Genomic DNA, 17,182 nt, shown 5'->3' with positions numbered 1-17,182 from the left:
GGCGGCGGGCCGCACCTTTGTTAAAAGTACACCACTTCCCGTTTGTTATGACTGCTACTTCCCTTTCCCCCGCGGCAAATCAACTACCCGACGAAGGCCTGACCGGCAAGCGCGTGCTTGTCACGGGCGGCACCAAGGGGGCGGGCAAGGCCATTGCCGAGCGCCTGCGCGCCGCCGGAGCCCAGGTGATTGCCACGGCCCGCACCGTCCCCGACGGCGGCGACCCCGCCCACTTCCTGGCCGCCGACCTGAGCACGCCGGCCGGCGTGGCAACCCTGCTGGCGGCCCTGGAAGCCCGCTGGGGCGGCGTCGATATTCTGATTAACAACGTGGGCGGTTCGGCTTCGCCCAGCGGGGGCTTTGCCCCCCTCACCGACGAAGACTGGGCGCAGGAGCTGGGCCTGAACCTGCTGCCCGCCGTGCGCCTCGACCGGGGGCTGCTGCCGGGCATGCTCCGGCAGGGGGCGGGCGTGATTATCCACATCGGCTCCATACTGCGCAAAATGCCGCTTTTTGATGCTTCGCTGGCGTACTCGGCCGCCAAGGCCGCCCTCGTCACCTACAGCAAGGGGCTGGCGCAGGAAGTGTCGCCTAAAGGCGTGCGGGTGCTTAGCGTGTCGCCCGGCTTCGTGCAGACTGAGGCGGCCGGCCACCTGGTAGAGCGCCTGGCCGCGCAGGCCGGTAGCGACTATGACACGGCTCTGCAGGGGCTGATGAGCTCCCTGGGCGGCATCCCGATGGGCCGGCCCGCTACCCCCGGGGAAGTGGCCGAGCTGGTGGCCTTCCTGGTGTCGGGCCGCGCGGCCTACCTCTCGGGCACCGAGTTTGTCATCGATGGCGGCACCCTGCCCACAGTGTAGCCGGCCTGCTTGGTTTTGTCGGACTGTGCGGGGCTGGTTTCGGTGCCGCGCGGCCCAAATTTCTTCCGGTGCGTTTGGCGCGAAGCTTAAACGACGTCCTGCCCTCCTTCACCTTCCGGCGATGCTTTCATTGCCCACTCCACTGGCGGCTTATATGCAGGCCGTAAATGCCCGCAACACGGCCGCCGCCCTGCGCTGTTTCACCCCTCAGGCCCACGTCCACGACGACGGCCACCACTACCACGGCCAGGCCGAAATCGGAGCCTGGCTGACGCGTACGCAGCAGGCCACGCCCTTCACGCAGGAAGCCACGCACGTGGAGGCCGCCGCGGCCGAAACGGTGGTTACGCTACGGGTAACGGGCCGTTTCCCCTGCAGCCCGCTGACGCTGCAGGCTGATTTTCGACTTGCTGACGACCTCATCCGCGACCTGCGCCTGCACGGGTAGCGCCGGAACCTGCACGGCGGCGGCGGGGCAGCAGGTGGCCTGACAGGCGCTCCTGCCACTTCAAAACGCAATTCCAACCCCAGCTTCGCGCGGCGGCGCGGCAGCCCGACGGCCCGGACCCGGCAGCAGGCACGGTCTGCTCTGCCCCTACCCCCTACTCTGGAGCACCGCAGGCCGGCATTTTATTCCTAGCTTTGACTACGCTGGCTTTGGAATGATTCGTCGTAACAGTTGACTTTTTGGGGTTGAACACACGTAGGACCGCCACCTGGGGCCGGAAAATGAGCCGGGTGGTTTTGTTGCTGTCCCTGGCGGCCTGTGCCGGGCCGGAACCGGCGCCCACTTACCGGATCGGGTTTTCGCAGTGCAGCATGGAGGGCCCCTGGCGGCAGGCCATGCTGGCCGGCATGCAGCGCGAGCTGAGCTTCCACCCCGAGGCAGAGCTGGTCATGCTCGATGCCCACGACAACAGTGAGCTGCAAAACGAGCAGATCCGGCGCCTGGTCAGGCAGGGCGTTGACCTGCTGATTGTCTCGCCCTACGAGGCGGCGCCCGTAACTCCGGCCGTAGAGGAAGCCTACGCCAGCGGCATCCCGGTGGTACTGCTCGACCGACGCATTACCAGCCAGCACTACACGGCCTTCGTGGGCGGCAACAATGTGGAAGTGGGCCAGGTGGCGGCCCGCTACGCCGCCCGCCTGCTCCGGCAGCGCGGCAGCATCATCGAGCTGCTGGGGGCCCCGGGCTCGTCGGCAACCCTGGACCGGCACCGGGGCTTCGTGGAAACGCTGCGCGACTACCCCGATCTGCGCGTGGTGGGCGAGGTGACGGGCGACTGGCGCGACAAGTTCATCAAACCTGCCCTGCGGGAGCTGCTGCTGGCCCACCCGGAGGTTTCGCTCATCTATTCCCACAACGATGGCATGGGCCGGGGCGCTTACGAAGTCTGCCAGGAACTGGGCCGCACCCGCCAGATCCGGATTATCGGCGTTGATGGGCTGCCCGGCGACGTGGAGGGCATCGACCTGGTGCGACGCGGCCGCCTGAGCGCCTCGCTGCTTTACTCGCCCGGCGGGGAGGATGCCATCCGCACGGCCCTGCGCATTCTGCACCAGCAGCCTTATAAGCGCGAAAACGAGCTGGGCACCATGGTCATCGACTCGACCAACGCCGTGACCATGCAGCAGCAGACGGATAAGGTCATCAGCCAGCAGCAGGAAATCGAGCAGCAGCAGAGCCTGCTGGAGCGCCTGCGGGCCACGTATTCAAGTCAGCAGGTGGCGCTCTACGTGTCTCTGGCTTCCTTGCTGGGGGCGGTAGTGCTGGGCGGGCTGGCCTGGCGCTCGGCCCGCCGCAACCGCGTGATTAACCGGCAGCTGGCCGTGCAGAACGCCAAGAACGACGAAATCAACCACCAGCTGCTGGCCCAGAACCAGGAAATCAGCCAGCAGCGCAACCAGCTCGAGGAGCTGGCCGAACGGGCCCGGGCCGATACCGAGGCCAAGCTGCGCTTCTTCACCAACTTCTCCCACGAGCTGCGCACCCCGCTCACCCTCATTCTCGGGCCCCTGGAGGAACTCATGAGTGGCAGCGACAACTTCACCAGCGCCCAGCGCCAGGACCTGCGCCTGGTGCGCCGCAACACCCAGCGCCTGCTCCAGCTGGTGAATCAGCTGCTCGACTTCCGCAAGATTGAGGTGGGCAAAATGGCCGTCCACGCCACTGAAGCCAACCTGGTGAGCTTCGTGCGCGAAATCGTGGAGGTATTTGCCAAGCCGGCCAGGGGGCGCGGGGTGCAGCTGCGGTTTCTGCCCGACGAGCCCGTGCTCATGGCCTGGTTCGATGGCAACATCCTCGACAAGGTCTTCTTCAACCTGCTCTCCAACGCCCTCAAGTTCACGCCCGACCACGGCCTGATTACCGTGACCCTGCGCCGCCACGATGACGACCAGCGCCTGCAGGTGAGCGTGACCGATACCGGCCGGGGCATCAGCGAGCAGGACCGGAGCCACATTTTCGAGTGGTTTTACCAGGGCGACCAGGGTGCCGTGGCCAAGGGCTCGGGCATGGGCCTGGCCCTGGCCCACGGGCTGGTGCGCCTGCACCAGGGCCAGCTCACGTTCAGCAGCCAGCCGGGCCGGGGCAGCACCTTCGTGGTCACGCTGCCCCGCGAGCTGCCCGAGGCGCTGCTTTCCTTCGAGCCGCCCACTCCGGTCACCTTCGCCCTCGATGAGCCCGAACCGCTGGTAGCCGAGGTGAGCGACGGACCGGAGGAAGCCGGCAGCGAAACGCTCATTCTCGTGATTGAGGACAACGTGGAGGTCAACGACTTTCTGGCCCGCAAGCTGCGCACCGGCTACCGGGTTCAGACGGCTGTCAACGGCACGGCCGGCCTGGAACTGGCCTCCCACCTGATTCCGGACCTGATTGTGTGCGACGTGATGATGCCCGGCCTCAGCGGGCTGGAGCTCGTGGCCAGGCTGCGCGCCGACTGGCGGACCTCCCACATTCCGGTGGTGCTGCTCACGGCCCGGGGGGCGCCCGAGCAGAAAGTGGAAGGCGTGCAGGCCGGGGCCGACCTGTACCTGACCAAGCCCTTCGACCCGACGTTTCTGCTGGAAAGCGTGCGGACCCTGCTGGCCAACCGCGACCGGCAGCGGGAGCATTACCGCCGGCAGCTGTCGGTGCAGGAAGCCACAACGACGACGACCACCGCTGCCAGCGCCGACCAGAAATTCCTGGCTGACCTGACGGCCATTGTGGAAGCCAACCTGACCAAAACCGACCTGAGCGTGGAGGAAATTGCCCGGAGTCTGGGCGTGTCCCGGATGCAGCTCTACCGCAAGGTGAAGGCCGTGCTGGGCACCGGCGTGTCGGACTTTATCCAGAGCCTGCGCCTGACCAAGGCCCGCGAGCTGCTGCTCGATGAGTCGCTCACCGTGGCTCAGGTAGCCTACGAGCTGGGCTTTTCCTCGCCGTCTTACTTCGCCACCAGCTTCCGCAACCGCTACCAGCTCACGCCCTCCGAGTTCCGGACGATGCACACCTCCCCTACCCTCTGATAAGAGCGAAAAAAGGGTGGCCCGCTAGCAAGACACGCGTCAAGGCACACGTCAAGGCACGCGTCCGGCGGGTTAACCCGGGCCCTTCACGCCCGCTTTACCGGAGTCCGTCGCAACTGCGCGCGGGAGGCCCGGCTACGCACAAAGCAGGCAGTGCACTCTGCTGCGCCGTAAAGACCGGTGCGCTCCCGTGCCATCGTTCAAAAACCAACCGATGAGACCGGTTCTTCGGTTCGGGTTAGCTGTTGCTGCACCGTCAGGGCGGCGCTGAGCGCCTGCGCGTCGGCGACTACCTGCGCCGGGTAGTGCAGGCGCGCCAGCAACCGGATGGCGTTGCGCGTGGTGAGCGGACCGGCTTTGAGGCGGTAATCGAAGTACCAGTCGTCTTCCGTGACCGTCTCGCAGAAGTGATATTCAACAAAGGTTGGCTGCAACAGGGCGCCCAGTTCCCCGTCGTGGGTGGCCGCCAGTACCCAGCTGCGGGGCTGCAGGTAAGCCAGCACGGCTTTATTGGCCGCAATGCGCTCCTGGGTATTCGTGCCTTTGAAAAGCTCATCGAGCAGCAGCAGGTAGCTGCCGGGAGCCGCGTCGCAGGCCGCCAGCAGCTGCCGCATGGTTTCCGCCTCGACCAGGTAGTAGCTCTTGCCCGTGGGCAGGCTATCGGCCAGGGTGAGGCTGGTGAGCACCCGGCAGAAGGGGGCGCGGTAAGCGCCGGCCGGGCACGTAGCCACGGTTTGGGCCAGCAGCACATTCACGCCCAGCATGCGCATAAAAGTGGTTTTGCCCGCCATGTTGGAGCCGGTCAGCAGCACGCCCTGCCCGGACAAAGTCAGGTCGTTGGGCACGCACCCCGGCACCAGCGGATGATAGCCGCCCTGCAGGCAGATGCCCTCGGCGGCCGGCCCGAACTGCGGCCCGCAGGTGGCGTAACGCTGGCGGAAGCTGGCCACCGCCAGGGCGCAATCGACGTAGCCGACCGCCTCAAAGACGGCCCGAATGGCGGGCGCTTGCTGCTGCACGGCCACCCGGCAGCGGGCATATACCAGCTGGTCGAGCAGCAGCAGCATCTTGAGCAGCTCGACTACCCCCAGGTTATCCTGTACCTGGAAGAACGCCACCCGCCGCAGGACGGACCGTAGCCGGGCGAGGGGGCCTGCCAGCTGCCCCACGGACGGCAGGGGCAATGCCGCCCGGTGCAGGGCCCGCCCCGCGCGGTGTAAGCGGCCCAGCGGCATGAGCGGGCGCACGTGGCGCAGCACCCGGGAGCGGTGCCGGAAGTGAAATACGCTGTTCACAAGCGCCAGCGTGCCGGTGGCCAACCACAGCCCGGGCAGCCAGAACCCGCCGAGCAGCGTGGCCAGGAACCCCAGCGCGAGCAGCGGCGCGAAGCGGGCACCGGGCAGCGGGGGCAGGGGCTGCCCGCTGAATAAATCGGTCAGGTAATACGCCTCATCGGCCGCCAGCTGGTGAAGGGCGAGCAGGACCTGCCCGCGGGCCCCGGGTTCCCGGGCCAGCAGGGTTGCGGCCGCATCAAACTCCTGCAGGGCAGCGGCGTCGGCGAGCGGGCTGCGCAGGCGGTGGTAGAGGCACTGCTGCCCCACGGGGCTGACCGTGGCATCGAGCAGCTCAAACAGCATGTCGCCGTTCAGGTCCTCCCAGGTCTGGTCAGGCAGGCGGTGGTAGGCAGGCTCATGCTGCACCTGGTCGTAGTAGCGGGCCAGCAGCGGAACGTAGGGAGAGCGGGCGGCGGGCTGGTGCCAGGCGGCCTCCAGGCGGCGCAACAGGCGGGTGCGGAAAGAAGTCCACATGCGGAATAAAGGGGCGCTACTGGCGCGAAAGCAGTGAGGTAGCCTACCGGAACGGTATACGCAGCGCGAAAGGTAGTGACGCACTACCAGACCGCTGCTGGCAACCCCTTCCGGCCCACCGGCGGATGGTAGTGTCTGCTCGCGGGCACTATCTGGCGGCGTCACCTGCCGGGCCGGAACCGATGGCTATGGCGCCCTCCCCTGCCGTCTGGCAAAAGTCATCGGCCGCCAACCGGACGAGGCAAGCGGCCGGATACAAAAACGGGGCCTGGCAGCGTTACCTGCCCCAAACGAGAGTGAGTCATTGTTACGATTCTGATTTATCAGCCATGACGGGATATAGCATTCGATGTATAGCCGGGTTGAGCGCTGCGGCCTTGCTGGGGGCCAGTACTGCTGCGGCCCAGGTTGTTTACCTGAACCGGCCGGAGCGGGCCGGGCTCCCGCCCCGCGGGTTGGCCGTGGGGCTGGCGGCAACAGGCAACGTCAACTTTTCGGTGCAGGCTTGCCCGGCGCCCGGCGCCCGGTTCCAGAAAAACAGCTACGCCTTTCCGACGGGCGAGCTGCTGGCCTCCTACACCGGGTCGCGGGGTTGGCGCCTGGAAAGCGGCCTGGGGCTGGGCAGTGTTGCGGCCGTTACCCTCGATGCCCGGGAGCCATTTGGCCGGAGCGCTACGGTTTCGTTTGGTACCGCTCAGGTACCCCTGCGGCTGTACCGGTATCTGACCTTCAATCCCCGCAGCAGGTTGAGCCTCAGTCCGCACGCGGGTTTGCAGGCAGTTTTCCTCTCGATGGGCGAAAAAGTATCTGCCCGCCACCCCATTTACGCCGGCAGGCCGGACTATGGCTCCCAGAGCAGTTATTTCCGGACGGTGCGGGAGCGGACGCTTACCTATCAGGTTGGTGCCGGCCTCCACTACGTAGCTGCCCGGCTGGAGCTGACCGCCTTCGTGCGCTATACCAACTCGTTTGGCAATCCGGTAGTGGCCGAAGGCCGGTGGGACTACGATGTGCGGGGCCAGCAGCAGCCGGCCCTGTACGCAGCCAGTCGGCTGGAAAACCTGGCCCTGGGCATAGCCGTGCGACGAACTATTGTTGCGCGCTGACCCGCCGGCCGGTTCGGGAGCCCGGCAGTTAGGCAGCGGCCCGATGCCGCAAGGCGCGGCCGGGCGCGGGAGTCAGGTTCAGCGCCCGGCCGCTTAACGAAGCCATCGGGCCTGATGCCGCGCGTAATTGCGGAGGCCGGGCTTGCCAGCCGGGCGGCTTTCCCTGGCCGGGAGCCAAGCCCTGGTTTGTCACCGTATAAGCCTCGCGGGGCTGTGCCGGCGGCAATCAGCACGGTTTTCCGTACCTTTGCCCACGCAATGCACACCCTCTGCCTTCCTCTTTTCAAGCTCACCCCACCCTGACGACCGGCTCGGAATGCCCCGGCCGCCGCTTCCCGCCGGAAGCGTGCGGCTTTTCTTTTGCCCAATTTCAGCGTGTATATGTCTTCCGTAATCCAGTACTTTCAGCAGTACAAAGTCAACGTTAAAAACGAAATTCTTGCCGGCCTGACCACCGCCCTGGCCCTGGTGCCCGAAGTGGTGGCCTTTGCTTTGCTGGCTCACATCAGCCCCCTGGTGGGTATCGGCTCGGCCTTCATCATCTGCCTGGTCACGAGCGTGCTGGGCGGCCGGCCGGGCATGATATCCGGGGCGGCGGGCTCAGTGGCCGTCGTCATTGTGGCCCTGGTGGCTCAGCACGGGGTCGAGTTCCTGTTTCCGGCCGTTATTCTCATGGGCCTGCTGCAGGTGGGCGTGGGCCTGCTGCGCTGGGGCAAATTCATCCGGCTGGTGCCGCAGCCGGTGGTGTACGGCTTCGTGAATGGTCTGGCCGCCATCATCTTCATGGCCCAGCTGGAGCAGTTCAAGGTGCGCGATGCGGCCGGGGCCGAGCACTGGCTCACGGGCCCGGCCCTGGGGCTCATGGCTGGCCTGGTGGCCCTGACGATGGCCATCGTGTACCTGCTGCCCAGGCTGACCAAAGCCGTACCCTCCTCGCTGGTGGCCATCATCGTGGTGTCGGCGCTGGTCATTGGGGGCAACCTGCCAACCAAGTCCGTGGGCGACATTGCCTCCATCGCGGGCGGACTGCCTACGCTGCACCTGCCCCAGGTGCCCTACACCTGGGCCACGCTGGCACTGGTGCTGCCCTACGCCATACTCATGGCCCTGGTCAGCCTCACCGAAAGCCTGCTTACGCTCACCGTAGTGGATGAGATGACCGATACCCGCGGCCGGGGCAACCAGGAGTGCGTGGCCCTGGGCCTGGCCAACGTGGCTTCGGGCCTGACCGGCGGCATGGGCGGCTGCGCCATGATCGGGCAGACGATGGTGAACCTGGAATCCCGGGGGCGCGGGCGGCTTTCGGGCGTGGTAGCAGCGCTGGCGCTGGCCCTGTTCGTGGTGGCCGGCTCGGGCCTGATTGAGCGCCTGCCCCTGGCCGCGCTGGTGGGCGTGATGTTCATGGTGGTCATCGGTACCTTCGAGTGGGCCAGCCTGCGCATCCTGCGCAAGATGCCGCTTACCGACGTGCTGGTGATGCTGCTGGTGACCGTCGTCACGGCCGTGACGCAGAACCTGGCCGTGGCCGTGCTGTTGGGCGTCATCGTGTCGGCCCTGGCGTTTGCCTGGGAGAATGCCAAGCGCATCCGGGCCCGCAAGCACCTGGACGCGGAGGGCGTGCGCCACTACGAAATCTACGGGCCGCTCTTCTTCGGCTCGGCCCAGGCCTTCACCGAGAAGTTTGACGTGGCCGGCGACCCGCCGCAGGTCGTCATCGACTTCCGGGAAAGCCGCGTGGCCGATATGTCGGCCATTGAAGCCCTGCACAAGCTGACCCAGCGCTACCACCGGGCCGGCAAGACGGTACACCTGCGCCACCTCAGCCCCGACTGCCGCCGGCTGCTGGGCAAAGCCGATTCTATTATCGAGGTAAACATCCTGGAAGATCCGCTCTACACCGTGGCGGGAGCCAATGTGATGTACTAATCACGAGGGCTGCGCCGGGCCCGGCCCGGCCGCCGGGTTCTAACCCGAGAGCTATTGGAAGAGCGCCGGCTGGCAGGCCGGCGCTTTTTTGTGCCCGGTGGGTAGCTTGAGAGTATGCGCATTTGCCCCGGTCTTGGCGCAGCGCGGAGCTGGGCGCCGCTGCATTTTAAGGATAGAGGATATGCACCTGAACGATGTGCGCCGCAGCGGCCGGACGGGCCCCCAGGCAAAGGCGCGCCGGTGCCCGTGAGCGTGGGGCGAGCCAAGACACTAATCACCTCATATTATACCACTGCCTCCTAAACTACTGTAGAAGTTCGTGTGCGTCCGCAAGCCCTACTTTTATCCCCGAAGGGGAGAAGCAACTGTTTTAAGGCGCAGTTGATGAAATAACATTAAAAAGAGCTGTTTTTAATGTTTTAAATAAGCGCTTGGGCTAAATTTGAGGTAATGCAGATCTGCTAACCTTATTTATACTCATCGTGAAGTAGAAAGCGAAAACGGGTAGTAGCTTGCCACCATGAGAGTCACGTTAACCGATACCGAGCGTCAGCACCTACGCCAGCTGCAAAAGCGGCGGCGCGACGACGATGGCTACGTGAAAGTGACGGTTATTTTGCTGTTGGATAAAGGGCGTTCGGCCGGCAGCATCGCCGAGGACCTGGGCCTGGACGATGGCACGGTGTACCGCTACGCGCAGGCCTGGCAGCGGCTGGGCCTGGACAAGTACCTGCTCCTGGACAAGTACCTGCTCCACGAGACCAGCACGTACTGGGGCCTGTTGCCCTCGACCGGGCTGGCGGCCTTGTGCCGACAAGTCGAGGAGTGCCTCTACACCGATGTGCGGGCCGTGGGCGCCTGGCTGCAACGCCACTGGGGCGTGCGCTACTCCCGTTCAGGCCTGACGCAACTGCTGCACCGGCTCGGTTTCAGCTACAAGCTCACCACGCCCGTGCCCTGCGAGGCCGACGCCGCGCAGCAGGCGACCTTTTTGGCCGAGCAGTTGCGCCCGCTGCTGGAAGAGGCCGCCGCCGGGCAGGCCGTAGTGTACTTCGCCGATGCCGCCCACCCCACCCACAACACGCGCTCCACGCGGGTCTGGACCCGCACCGGGCAGCCTCGGCCGCTGCCTACGGTCAGCGGGCGCGAGCGGGTGAACCTGAACGCGGCCGTCAACGCCCACCGCCCCACGCAGGTACACCTGCACGAGACGGCCTGCGTGAATGCGCAGAGCACGAAGGCCTTATACGAGATACTGTGATGGCAAGCAAGGGGTAGCCAGCATTTATTTATCTTCGAGTTCCTGAAGGAGGACGTGCGCGTTCATCCTGCGTAGCCTCGGCTCACTTCGGTGGCCGGGGCTATTTCTTGCCCGACTAGATGGGCCGTGGGGTAGTCGGGATTATACACTTGATCGTTTTTCCAGAGCGAGTAGCAGAGCACGAGCAGTTTGCGCATGACCGCAATGACGCCTGGCTTGCCGCTGGGGTGACGCGTACGCAAGCGAGCGTAAAAGACCATTTGGCGGGGATTATGCCGCAGACTACTGAGTGCCGGCAAGTACAACGCCGTGCGCAGGCGCGTGTTACCTCGCTTCGAGATGCGGGTGGCATGCGACGAAAGACCGCTTTGCCGTTGCACCACGTCCAGGCCAGCATAGGAAGCGAGTTGACGCTCATTCTCGACCAAGGCGAAGCCACTGGTTTCGGCTATCACGATGATGGCTGTCGTTAGGCCGATTCCCGGAATACTAGTCAGCTGCGCCAACTTGCGTGCTAGCTCCGGCTCGGCCGCCAGCAGCTCCGTCAGGTCCTGGTCCAGCGCTACCAGTTGGGCCAGTACGAGTTGCTGCTGGGCCGCCAAGCGCGCCAGCGTCCGGCTATCGGGCTGGTAACTGTGCTGGTAAGCATGCACACGGGCTTTGAGCTGCGCGCCTTGTTTGGTCAGCACCTGCCGCTCGCGGGCCAAGGCCCGCAGCTGCCGCAACGCCGGCGTGGGTGGCTGCCAGGCGGGCAAGGCCCGCTCCAGGCCCAGTCGGCACAGCAAACGCGCGTCCAGCTGGTCGGTCTTGCTTTTCAACTCCGTGCTGCGCGCAAAATGCTTCACCTTGTTGGGCAACAGCACGCTGAGTAGCTGCTGCTGATCGGCTAAAAAGTACGCCAGCTCCTCGTAGTAAACCCCAGTGGCTTCGACCACAAACCACAGCGGGACGGCGGCTGCTTGCTGCCGGGCTACCCAACTCAATAGGGAGGCAAAGCCGCTCGGGGTATTTTCAAAGGTGGTTTCCTTGCCAAAGAGTAGCTGCTGGTTGCCGTCCACCTGGCCCAGGCAGGCGACAAAGGAGCTTTTGGCGATGTCAATCCCGACGACATACTTGAGCGGGGGACTCACAGATTTAGTGGAGGGCATCGGGCACGCAGTAAGCGGGTGAAACCATCAGCTGGCCAGGGTTTTGCCACAACTATTCTCGTACAAATACGGGATACCTACACGCTGTCTGGCTCCCTCCATACTGTGCAGTCTTCAGGCAAAACGGAAGCAGGGCACGCTTTCTTTTGAGCAACGTCGAGGCCGCAACCGCGCGTTTAGTTAATCGTGGTGACCCTGCTTCCTGCTCCAGCTACCTTTCGCCGAAAGGCAGCACAATCATACGAGTTAAGCGGTGGCCGTGCCAGACGGCTTGGATGGTTCATCTATAAGCTAAAACCTAGCTCATGGATAGCTCATTACGGCTTGTAGGCCACCCAGCCCCGAAAGGTAAAGCCGGCGTAGAAGAGGCTGATGTCGACAAAGCCCGCTTCCCGGAGCAAGGTTTCGTCTTGCTCCGGCGAGAGGACTGCCAGCCGGGCCGCCATGACGGCGCTGCCAGCCTCCGCCTGGGCCCGGTCGGCCCCATTGGCCACGGTAAAGGCCGCGTAGCGTGCGAGCCACACCGCTTGCTCGGCCGCGGATTGTGGAAAGCTGTGGTGCGCCACCACGAAGGGAGCACCCGGCTGTAACCGGCGCATAATCTGCTGCAACGTGCGGCGGCGCTCGGCCAGCGGCAGGAAATGGAAGGTGAGCAGGCAAGTGGCAGCGTCAAAGGGCCCCTCTGGTGCCGTGTCGAGGTAGCCTTCATGAAGCCGCACCCGCTCCGCTAACGGGCCAAGCGTAGCCTTGGCCAGCCGGAGCATTTCCGCCGAGGGGTCGACGCCTACGAACTGCCAACCGGACTGGAACTCGGCAAACGCTTTTAATTCCAGGCCTCCGCCCGCGCCCACCACCAGCACCTGCCCAGCCGGCGGGGTGCGCTCGGCGAGCAGCAACGCGCTCATGCGGTGCAAGTCGACGAAGCCGGGCACGATGCGAGGGGGTTTTTCTGCGTAGCGGGCAACGGCTTGAGGGTCTGAAAAGGGGAGCATGGGCAGGGAAAGAAAACGACATAGTGAGAAAAACATGCAGGGGTGACCGCCGTGGCAACGCCCGCCGACACCCGATGGCTACGCCCCGGACCAGCGGGACGAGCCCAAGCAACCCGGCGGTGGGTAAACCTCAATGGCTAAAATCTCCAAGCCTAGTTGATATGGCGAAGTGCCGAGTTCCTCGACCAACTCGGCCCATATCACGTTCAGCTCATCGGTGTCGAAGAGCCGCCCGCACGGGGCCACGTAGGAGGCCACCACCTGGCCCTCGCGCAGTTCCGCCGCGGTGAGCTGATAGCGCACCATATAGCGCCGCGCCCCCGCTGCGGCCGGCCTGGCTGCCCAACCGCTTGCGACGAACGGCGGCTCTTGCTTAGCAAGCACTTGCCAGTCAAGGTCAAGTGCTCGTTGGACCAAGCAGCAAAGGCGGTCTTCTACATGGGCCAGCAGACACGCGAGGGGAAGGAATCTTAGCATATAAAACCAGAGTAGGTGGAAAGAGGGAGCCGTGTGGCAGGCGGGGGCAAGCCAATGCACCGGACAAGTCGCTGCGTGGGAAGCGTCTTCCCTAGCGGGCTACTCACTTACCTCCCGCTGCGGCTGCCAGAGCCAGTTCGTGGCCCTGGAAGCGGATGGCTTGGCGCTTACAGGGGCGCCAGCAGTTCGCTGTTGAGGGCCACGCCGGCCAGAGTACCGCCGGCGACGGCCGTACTCAATGCCCGCATGGGGGTGGTGACATCGCCCGCTGCGTAAATACCCGGCACGCTGGTTTTCTGCATGCCATCTACCTGGAGGTAGCCTGCTTTGGTGTAGGTGCAGCCCAGTTCCTGGGGCAACAGGCAGTGCTGCGCCAGGCCCGGCCGCAGGTACAGGGCCGCCAGGGGCACCTGCCGGCCATCGGTCAGCGCGAGGTGCGTGAGCTTGCCGGCGTGGTGGTGTAATTCCCGCACCGGCGTCTGCTCCACGCGCACGCCCGCGCGGTCGAGCTGCGCCCACTGCTCGGGTGAGAACGTGGCCGGGCCATCGGTGACAATGGTCAGCTGCGGGGTCCACTGCCGCAGCAGGCGGGCGTGGTGCAGCGCCATCTCGCCGTTGAGCAGCGTGCCGGTGGGCTGCCGGCGGTACTCGTAGCCGTGGCAGTAAGGGCAATGAATGACCGAGATGCCCCAACACGCGGCAAAACCGGGTTGCGTCGGCAGCACGTCGCGCACGCCGGTGGTGAAGAGCAGCTTGCTGGCGCGCACTACTCGGCCCGTATCCGTGGTCAGGGTAAAGTCGCCGTCGGTGCCGGTGGCCGCCACGGCCGATTCGGCCAGCAGGCGCACCGTGGGGTAAGCCAGCACCTGCGCCCGGGCCTGGGCGGCCAGGTCGGCGGGACTCGCCCCGTCCTGGCCCAGGAAATTGTGCGCGTGCGGGGTCGGGCGGTTGGCCGGTTGGCCGCTATCCAGCACCAGCACCTGCCGCAAGGCCCGGCCCAGGCACAAGGCGGCCGACAACCCGGCGTAGCTGCCGCCAATAATAAGTACGTCAACCGGCGCTTCGAAGGCAACTTGATGTTCCATGAGACAGGGGGCCATAAGAGGAATGTCTCTGTTATGAGACATGAGAAAACAAATAAACTCACAGCCCGATGCCCTTGCTGAACGAGAACCAGGCAAACTGCCGCAGGTGCGGCTCCGTTGCGCCCACCATCCGGGCGTCGATGGTCGTTTTTACCACCCCGCTCAGCAGCAGCAGCACCCATTCGGCCGGGAGGTGAGCACTGATGCGCCCGTCGTGCTGCAAGCGCGTGATGACGGCGCGGCAGCGGGCCTGCAAGGCGTCGTACTCGGCACAGTCCGCCGCCTGCCCGGGGGCATGCTGGTGGTCGGGTCGGGTGTGCAGCTTGGTGAAAAAAGCGTACTTGGCCCCGCAGTCGATGCCCGCGTAGAGCATGTGTTCAAGCTGGACCAACGGCTCGGGGGAACTGGCCAAGGCTTGAGTCAACGCCTCGCGGCAGCTGCGCTGCATCTCGCGGGCACAACAGGCCAGCAGTTCCTCCCGGCCGGTGAAATAGCGATGCAGCGTGCGGCGAGTTACGCCCGCCTGCTCGGCCACCCTTTCCAGGGGGGCGGAATAATCCTCGTTTAAGACGAGAATGGCGGCTTCCACTATCGTTTGCTCCGTGCTGCGTGTCATCGGGAGCAAATATACGCAAGATGTCTCATATTTGAGACATCTTCATGAATAGTGTCAGTATTTTTTGTCCTTGGTCGTTAGGGTCGCACTATTGTGGGTCTCGTGGGTCGAAAGGCCGCTTTGCTGCTGCGCAATCATACGAGTTAAACGGGCGGTTTAGGAGCCTACTCCCAGTTGAAGGCCAGCAGGGCCTTTACATCGAAGCGGAGCGAGTCCTTTATGGCGTCGTCGGAGAAGTCAAACTCGCCGTGCAGGTTGATGTGCTGCCAGCTCACGGGTGAACTCGCCGCGATGGCATCGGCCACCGCCTGGCGCTCGGCCGCCGGGGCCTGAAAGAGATACTGGTTCAGGTACAGGCAATTCCAGCACACAATCACGTTTTGCACCAAATGTTTGCAGGCATTAGCGACCTGCTGCTCTTCCTTGCCAGCGTACGGAATCTGGCCGTTTTGGCCATAGAACACGGCCCGGGCGAAGGTATGCGTGCTTTCGAGCTTGTCCAGCTGGTCGTCGATGCGCTTGCGCAGGCTGTGGTCGTCCATATAACGGAGCAGAAACTCGGCGTCAACGAGATTGCCCAGCGCCTGCACATCTCCAAGGTCACCCTCTACAAGTACTTACGCCACCGCAAAGTGGTCATTCACGCCCACCGAAAGGCAGCCGCTGGCACAGCCTAGCAATTAACTCGTATGATTGTGCTGCCTTTCTGCAAAGGGTAGCTGGAGCAGGAAGCAGGGTCACCACGTTTAACTAAACGCGCGGCTGCGGCCTCGACGTTGCACAAAAGAAAGCGTGCCCTGCTTCCGTTTTGCCTGAAGACTGCACAGTATGGAGGGAGCCCACGCCGCGCGCCGGCATCCCGTATTTGCACGAGACAAGTTGTGGCAAAACCCTGGCCGGCTGATGGTTTCACCTGCTTACCACTTGCTCCATGCTCCTAGCAAAACAAGAGAGTACCCTGCTCAAGTACGTCGTCGGCATTGACATCGCGAAGAGTTCGTTTGTCGCCTGCCTGGGCCAGGTGGACGCGAACCAGCGCCTGCACTTCGGCAAGGAAACGACCTTCGAGAACACGCCAATCGGCTTTGCGGACCTGCTCGGCTGGGTGGCCCGGCAGCAATCGGCGGCCGCTCCACTCTGGTTTGTGGTCGAAGCCACCGGTGTCTACTATGAGGAGCTGGCGTACTTTCTAGCCGATCAGCAGCAGCTACTCAGCGTGCTGTTGCCCAACAAGGTGAAGCATTTTGCCCGCAGCACCGAACTCAAGAGTAAGACCGACCAACTGGACGCTCGTTTGCTGTGCCGGCTGGGCCTGGAGCGGGCGTTGCCTGCCTGGCAGCCGCCTACCCCAGCGCTGCGGCAGCTGCGGGCCCTGGCCCGCGAGCGGCAGGTGTTGACCAAGCAGGGTGCGCAGCTCAAGGCCCGCGTGCACGCCTACCAGCACAGCTACCAGCCTGACAGCCGTACGTTAGCACGTCTGGCCGCCCAACAGCAACTGGTGCAGGAGCAGGTAGCGGCCCTGGATCAAGATCTGGCCGAGCTTCTGGCGGCCGAGCCGGAGCTAGCGCGCAAGCTGCAGCAGCTGACGAGCATTCCCGGCATTGGGCGGACGACGGCCGTCATCGTAGTGGCCGAGACCAGCGGCTTCGCTCTGGTCGAGAACGAGCGTCAACTCGCCTCCTATGCCGGCCTGGACGTGGTGCAGCGGCAAAGCGGCCTCTCGGCGCATGCTACGCGCATTTCCAAGCGCGGCAACACACGCCTGCGCACGGCGCTTTATTTGCCCGCGCTTAGCAGCCTGCGCCATAACCCGCGGCAAATCGCTTTTTATGCCCGATTACGTACGCGCCACCTCAGCGGCAAGCCCGGCGTCATTGCCGTTATGCGCAAACTGCTCGTGCTTTGCTACGCGCTCTGGAAAACGGACCGAGTGTACGATCCTGATTACCCCACCGCCCATCTAGTGCTTCCCCCACATAATTTTTAAACAGGTTTCTTGTCGGGGTCGGGCTTGTTGACGGGGTTGACTTTCTCGTACCAGTGCTGCAATTTGTCTTCGGCCTTGGCCAGCGTAAAGCTCCAGTTGACCTTAACCGCCCGCCGGTTGCGCTCCGTGGCCCAGGCCTGCACCTGCCGGGCCAGCTCGTCGAGGGAGGCGATGCGCCGGTCCAGGCACTGGCGGGCCAGGGCCGAAAACTCCAGCTCGGCCATGTTGAGCCACGAGCCGTGCCGGGGCGTGAAGTGAAAGCGCACCTGCCGGCTCAGCGCCCGCGCCTGGGCCACGGGCAGGTGCTCGTAAAACGAGCCGTAGGCGTGCGTATTCAGGTTATCCTGCACCAGGTCCACCCGCGGCACATCAGCGTAGTGGCGCGTGAGCACCTGGTGCAGGAAGT

General features: G+C 64.5%; 15 protein-coding genes. 8 read left to right on the top strand and 7 right to left on the bottom strand.

All coding sequences use genetic code 11. From position 1 onward, the window contains the following. Nucleotides 1-47: 47 nt before the first annotated feature. The 3 genes from KLP40_RS19750 (at nucleotide 48) to KLP40_RS19740 (ending at nucleotide 4,370) form a co-directional block, all read left to right on the top strand. On the top strand, nucleotides 48-860 hold the full coding sequence (locus KLP40_RS19750; protein ID WP_215595562.1) for an SDR family oxidoreductase: 813 nt from the start codon (nucleotides 48-50) through the stop codon (nucleotides 858-860). 121 nt (nucleotides 861-981) lie between these two features. Continuing rightward, complete coding sequence (locus KLP40_RS19745) at nucleotides 982-1,308, top strand: nuclear transport factor 2 family protein (RefSeq protein WP_215595561.1); 327 nt, start codon at nucleotides 982-984, stop codon at nucleotides 1,306-1,308. A gap of 281 nt (nucleotides 1,309-1,589) precedes the next feature. Further along, nucleotides 1,590-4,370: a substrate-binding domain-containing protein gene (locus tag KLP40_RS19740; protein WP_262898974.1), complete on the top strand. Its 2,781-nt coding sequence runs from the start codon at nucleotides 1,590-1,592 to the stop codon at nucleotides 4,368-4,370. A 200-nt stretch (nucleotides 4,371-4,570) separates the two neighbouring features. Here KLP40_RS19740 and KLP40_RS19735 read toward each other — a convergent pair whose 3' ends face one another. Then, a complete protein-coding gene (locus tag KLP40_RS19735; protein WP_215595559.1) occupies nucleotides 4,571-6,178 on the bottom strand; it encodes a MutS-related protein in 1,608 nt (535 codons plus the stop codon). Between the two features lie 329 nt (nucleotides 6,179-6,507). On the opposite strand from KLP40_RS19735, the gene KLP40_RS19730 reads away from it, so the two are divergent. From KLP40_RS19730 to KLP40_RS19720, 3 genes are all read left to right on the top strand, one after another. Continuing rightward, nucleotides 6,508-7,284: a hypothetical protein gene (locus KLP40_RS19730; RefSeq protein WP_215595558.1), complete on the top strand. Its 777-nt coding sequence runs from the start codon at nucleotides 6,508-6,510 to the stop codon at nucleotides 7,282-7,284. Between the two features lie 381 nt (nucleotides 7,285-7,665). Next, nucleotides 7,666-9,210, top strand: a complete 1,545-nt coding sequence (locus KLP40_RS19725; protein ID WP_215595557.1) for a SulP family inorganic anion transporter — start codon at nucleotides 7,666-7,668, stop codon at nucleotides 9,208-9,210. A gap of 520 nt (nucleotides 9,211-9,730) precedes the next feature. Continuing rightward, complete coding sequence (locus tag KLP40_RS19720) at nucleotides 9,731-10,471, top strand: winged helix-turn-helix domain-containing protein (RefSeq protein WP_215595556.1); 741 nt, start codon at nucleotides 9,731-9,733, stop codon at nucleotides 10,469-10,471. Between the two features lie 62 nt (nucleotides 10,472-10,533). Here the strand turns inward: KLP40_RS19720 and KLP40_RS19715 are convergent, their stop codons facing one another. The 5 genes from KLP40_RS19715 to KLP40_RS19695 form a co-directional block, all read right to left on the bottom strand. Continuing rightward, nucleotides 10,534-11,619, bottom strand: a complete 1,086-nt coding sequence (locus tag KLP40_RS19715) for an IS110 family RNA-guided transposase (RefSeq protein WP_215595555.1) — start codon at nucleotides 11,617-11,619, stop codon at nucleotides 10,534-10,536. A gap of 317 nt (nucleotides 11,620-11,936) precedes the next feature. After that, a complete protein-coding gene (locus KLP40_RS19710; RefSeq protein ID WP_246559048.1) occupies nucleotides 11,937-12,611 on the bottom strand; it encodes a class I SAM-dependent methyltransferase in 675 nt (224 codons plus the stop codon). Between the two features lie 644 nt (nucleotides 12,612-13,255). Further along, complete coding sequence (locus tag KLP40_RS19705; RefSeq protein WP_215595553.1) at nucleotides 13,256-14,173, bottom strand: NAD(P)/FAD-dependent oxidoreductase; 918 nt, start codon at nucleotides 14,171-14,173, stop codon at nucleotides 13,256-13,258. A gap of 58 nt (nucleotides 14,174-14,231) precedes the next feature. Beyond that, nucleotides 14,232-14,789, bottom strand: coding sequence for a TetR/AcrR family transcriptional regulator (locus tag KLP40_RS19700; RefSeq protein WP_215595552.1), 558 nt, complete (start codon nucleotides 14,787-14,789; stop codon nucleotides 14,232-14,234). A gap of 164 nt (nucleotides 14,790-14,953) precedes the next feature. Next, nucleotides 14,954-15,331 carry a Tn3 family transposase gene (locus KLP40_RS19695; RefSeq protein ID WP_246559047.1) on the bottom strand — a complete coding sequence of 126 codons (378 nt, stop codon included), beginning with the start codon at nucleotides 15,329-15,331 and terminating at the stop codon, nucleotides 14,954-14,956. Between KLP40_RS19695 and KLP40_RS19690 the strand changes: the two genes are divergently transcribed. After that, a complete protein-coding gene (locus tag KLP40_RS19690) occupies nucleotides 15,320-15,466 on the top strand; it encodes a helix-turn-helix domain-containing protein (RefSeq protein WP_215595586.1) in 147 nt (48 codons plus the stop codon). The genes KLP40_RS19695 and KLP40_RS19690 overlap by 12 nt on opposite strands. 254 nt (nucleotides 15,467-15,720) lie before the next feature. Further along, the gene (locus KLP40_RS19685; RefSeq protein ID WP_246559046.1) at nucleotides 15,721-16,776 is read left to right on the top strand and encodes an IS110 family RNA-guided transposase; all 1,056 of its coding nucleotides are present in this window, start codon (nucleotides 15,721-15,723) and stop codon (nucleotides 16,774-16,776) included. Here KLP40_RS19685 and KLP40_RS19680 read toward each other — a convergent pair. Next, on the bottom strand, nucleotides 16,773-17,182 hold a 410-nt coding region (locus KLP40_RS19680; protein ID WP_215595550.1), incomplete at its 5' end, for a transposase. The genes KLP40_RS19685 and KLP40_RS19680 overlap by 4 nt on opposite strands.

The sequence above is a fragment of the Hymenobacter piscis genome (genome assembly GCF_018760735.1).
Lineage (GTDB): Bacteria > Bacteroidota > Bacteroidia > Cytophagales > Hymenobacteraceae > Hymenobacter > Hymenobacter piscis.
Note: the sequence above shows the minus strand (reverse complement) of the source record. Positions and strands in the feature narration are given on the sequence as shown.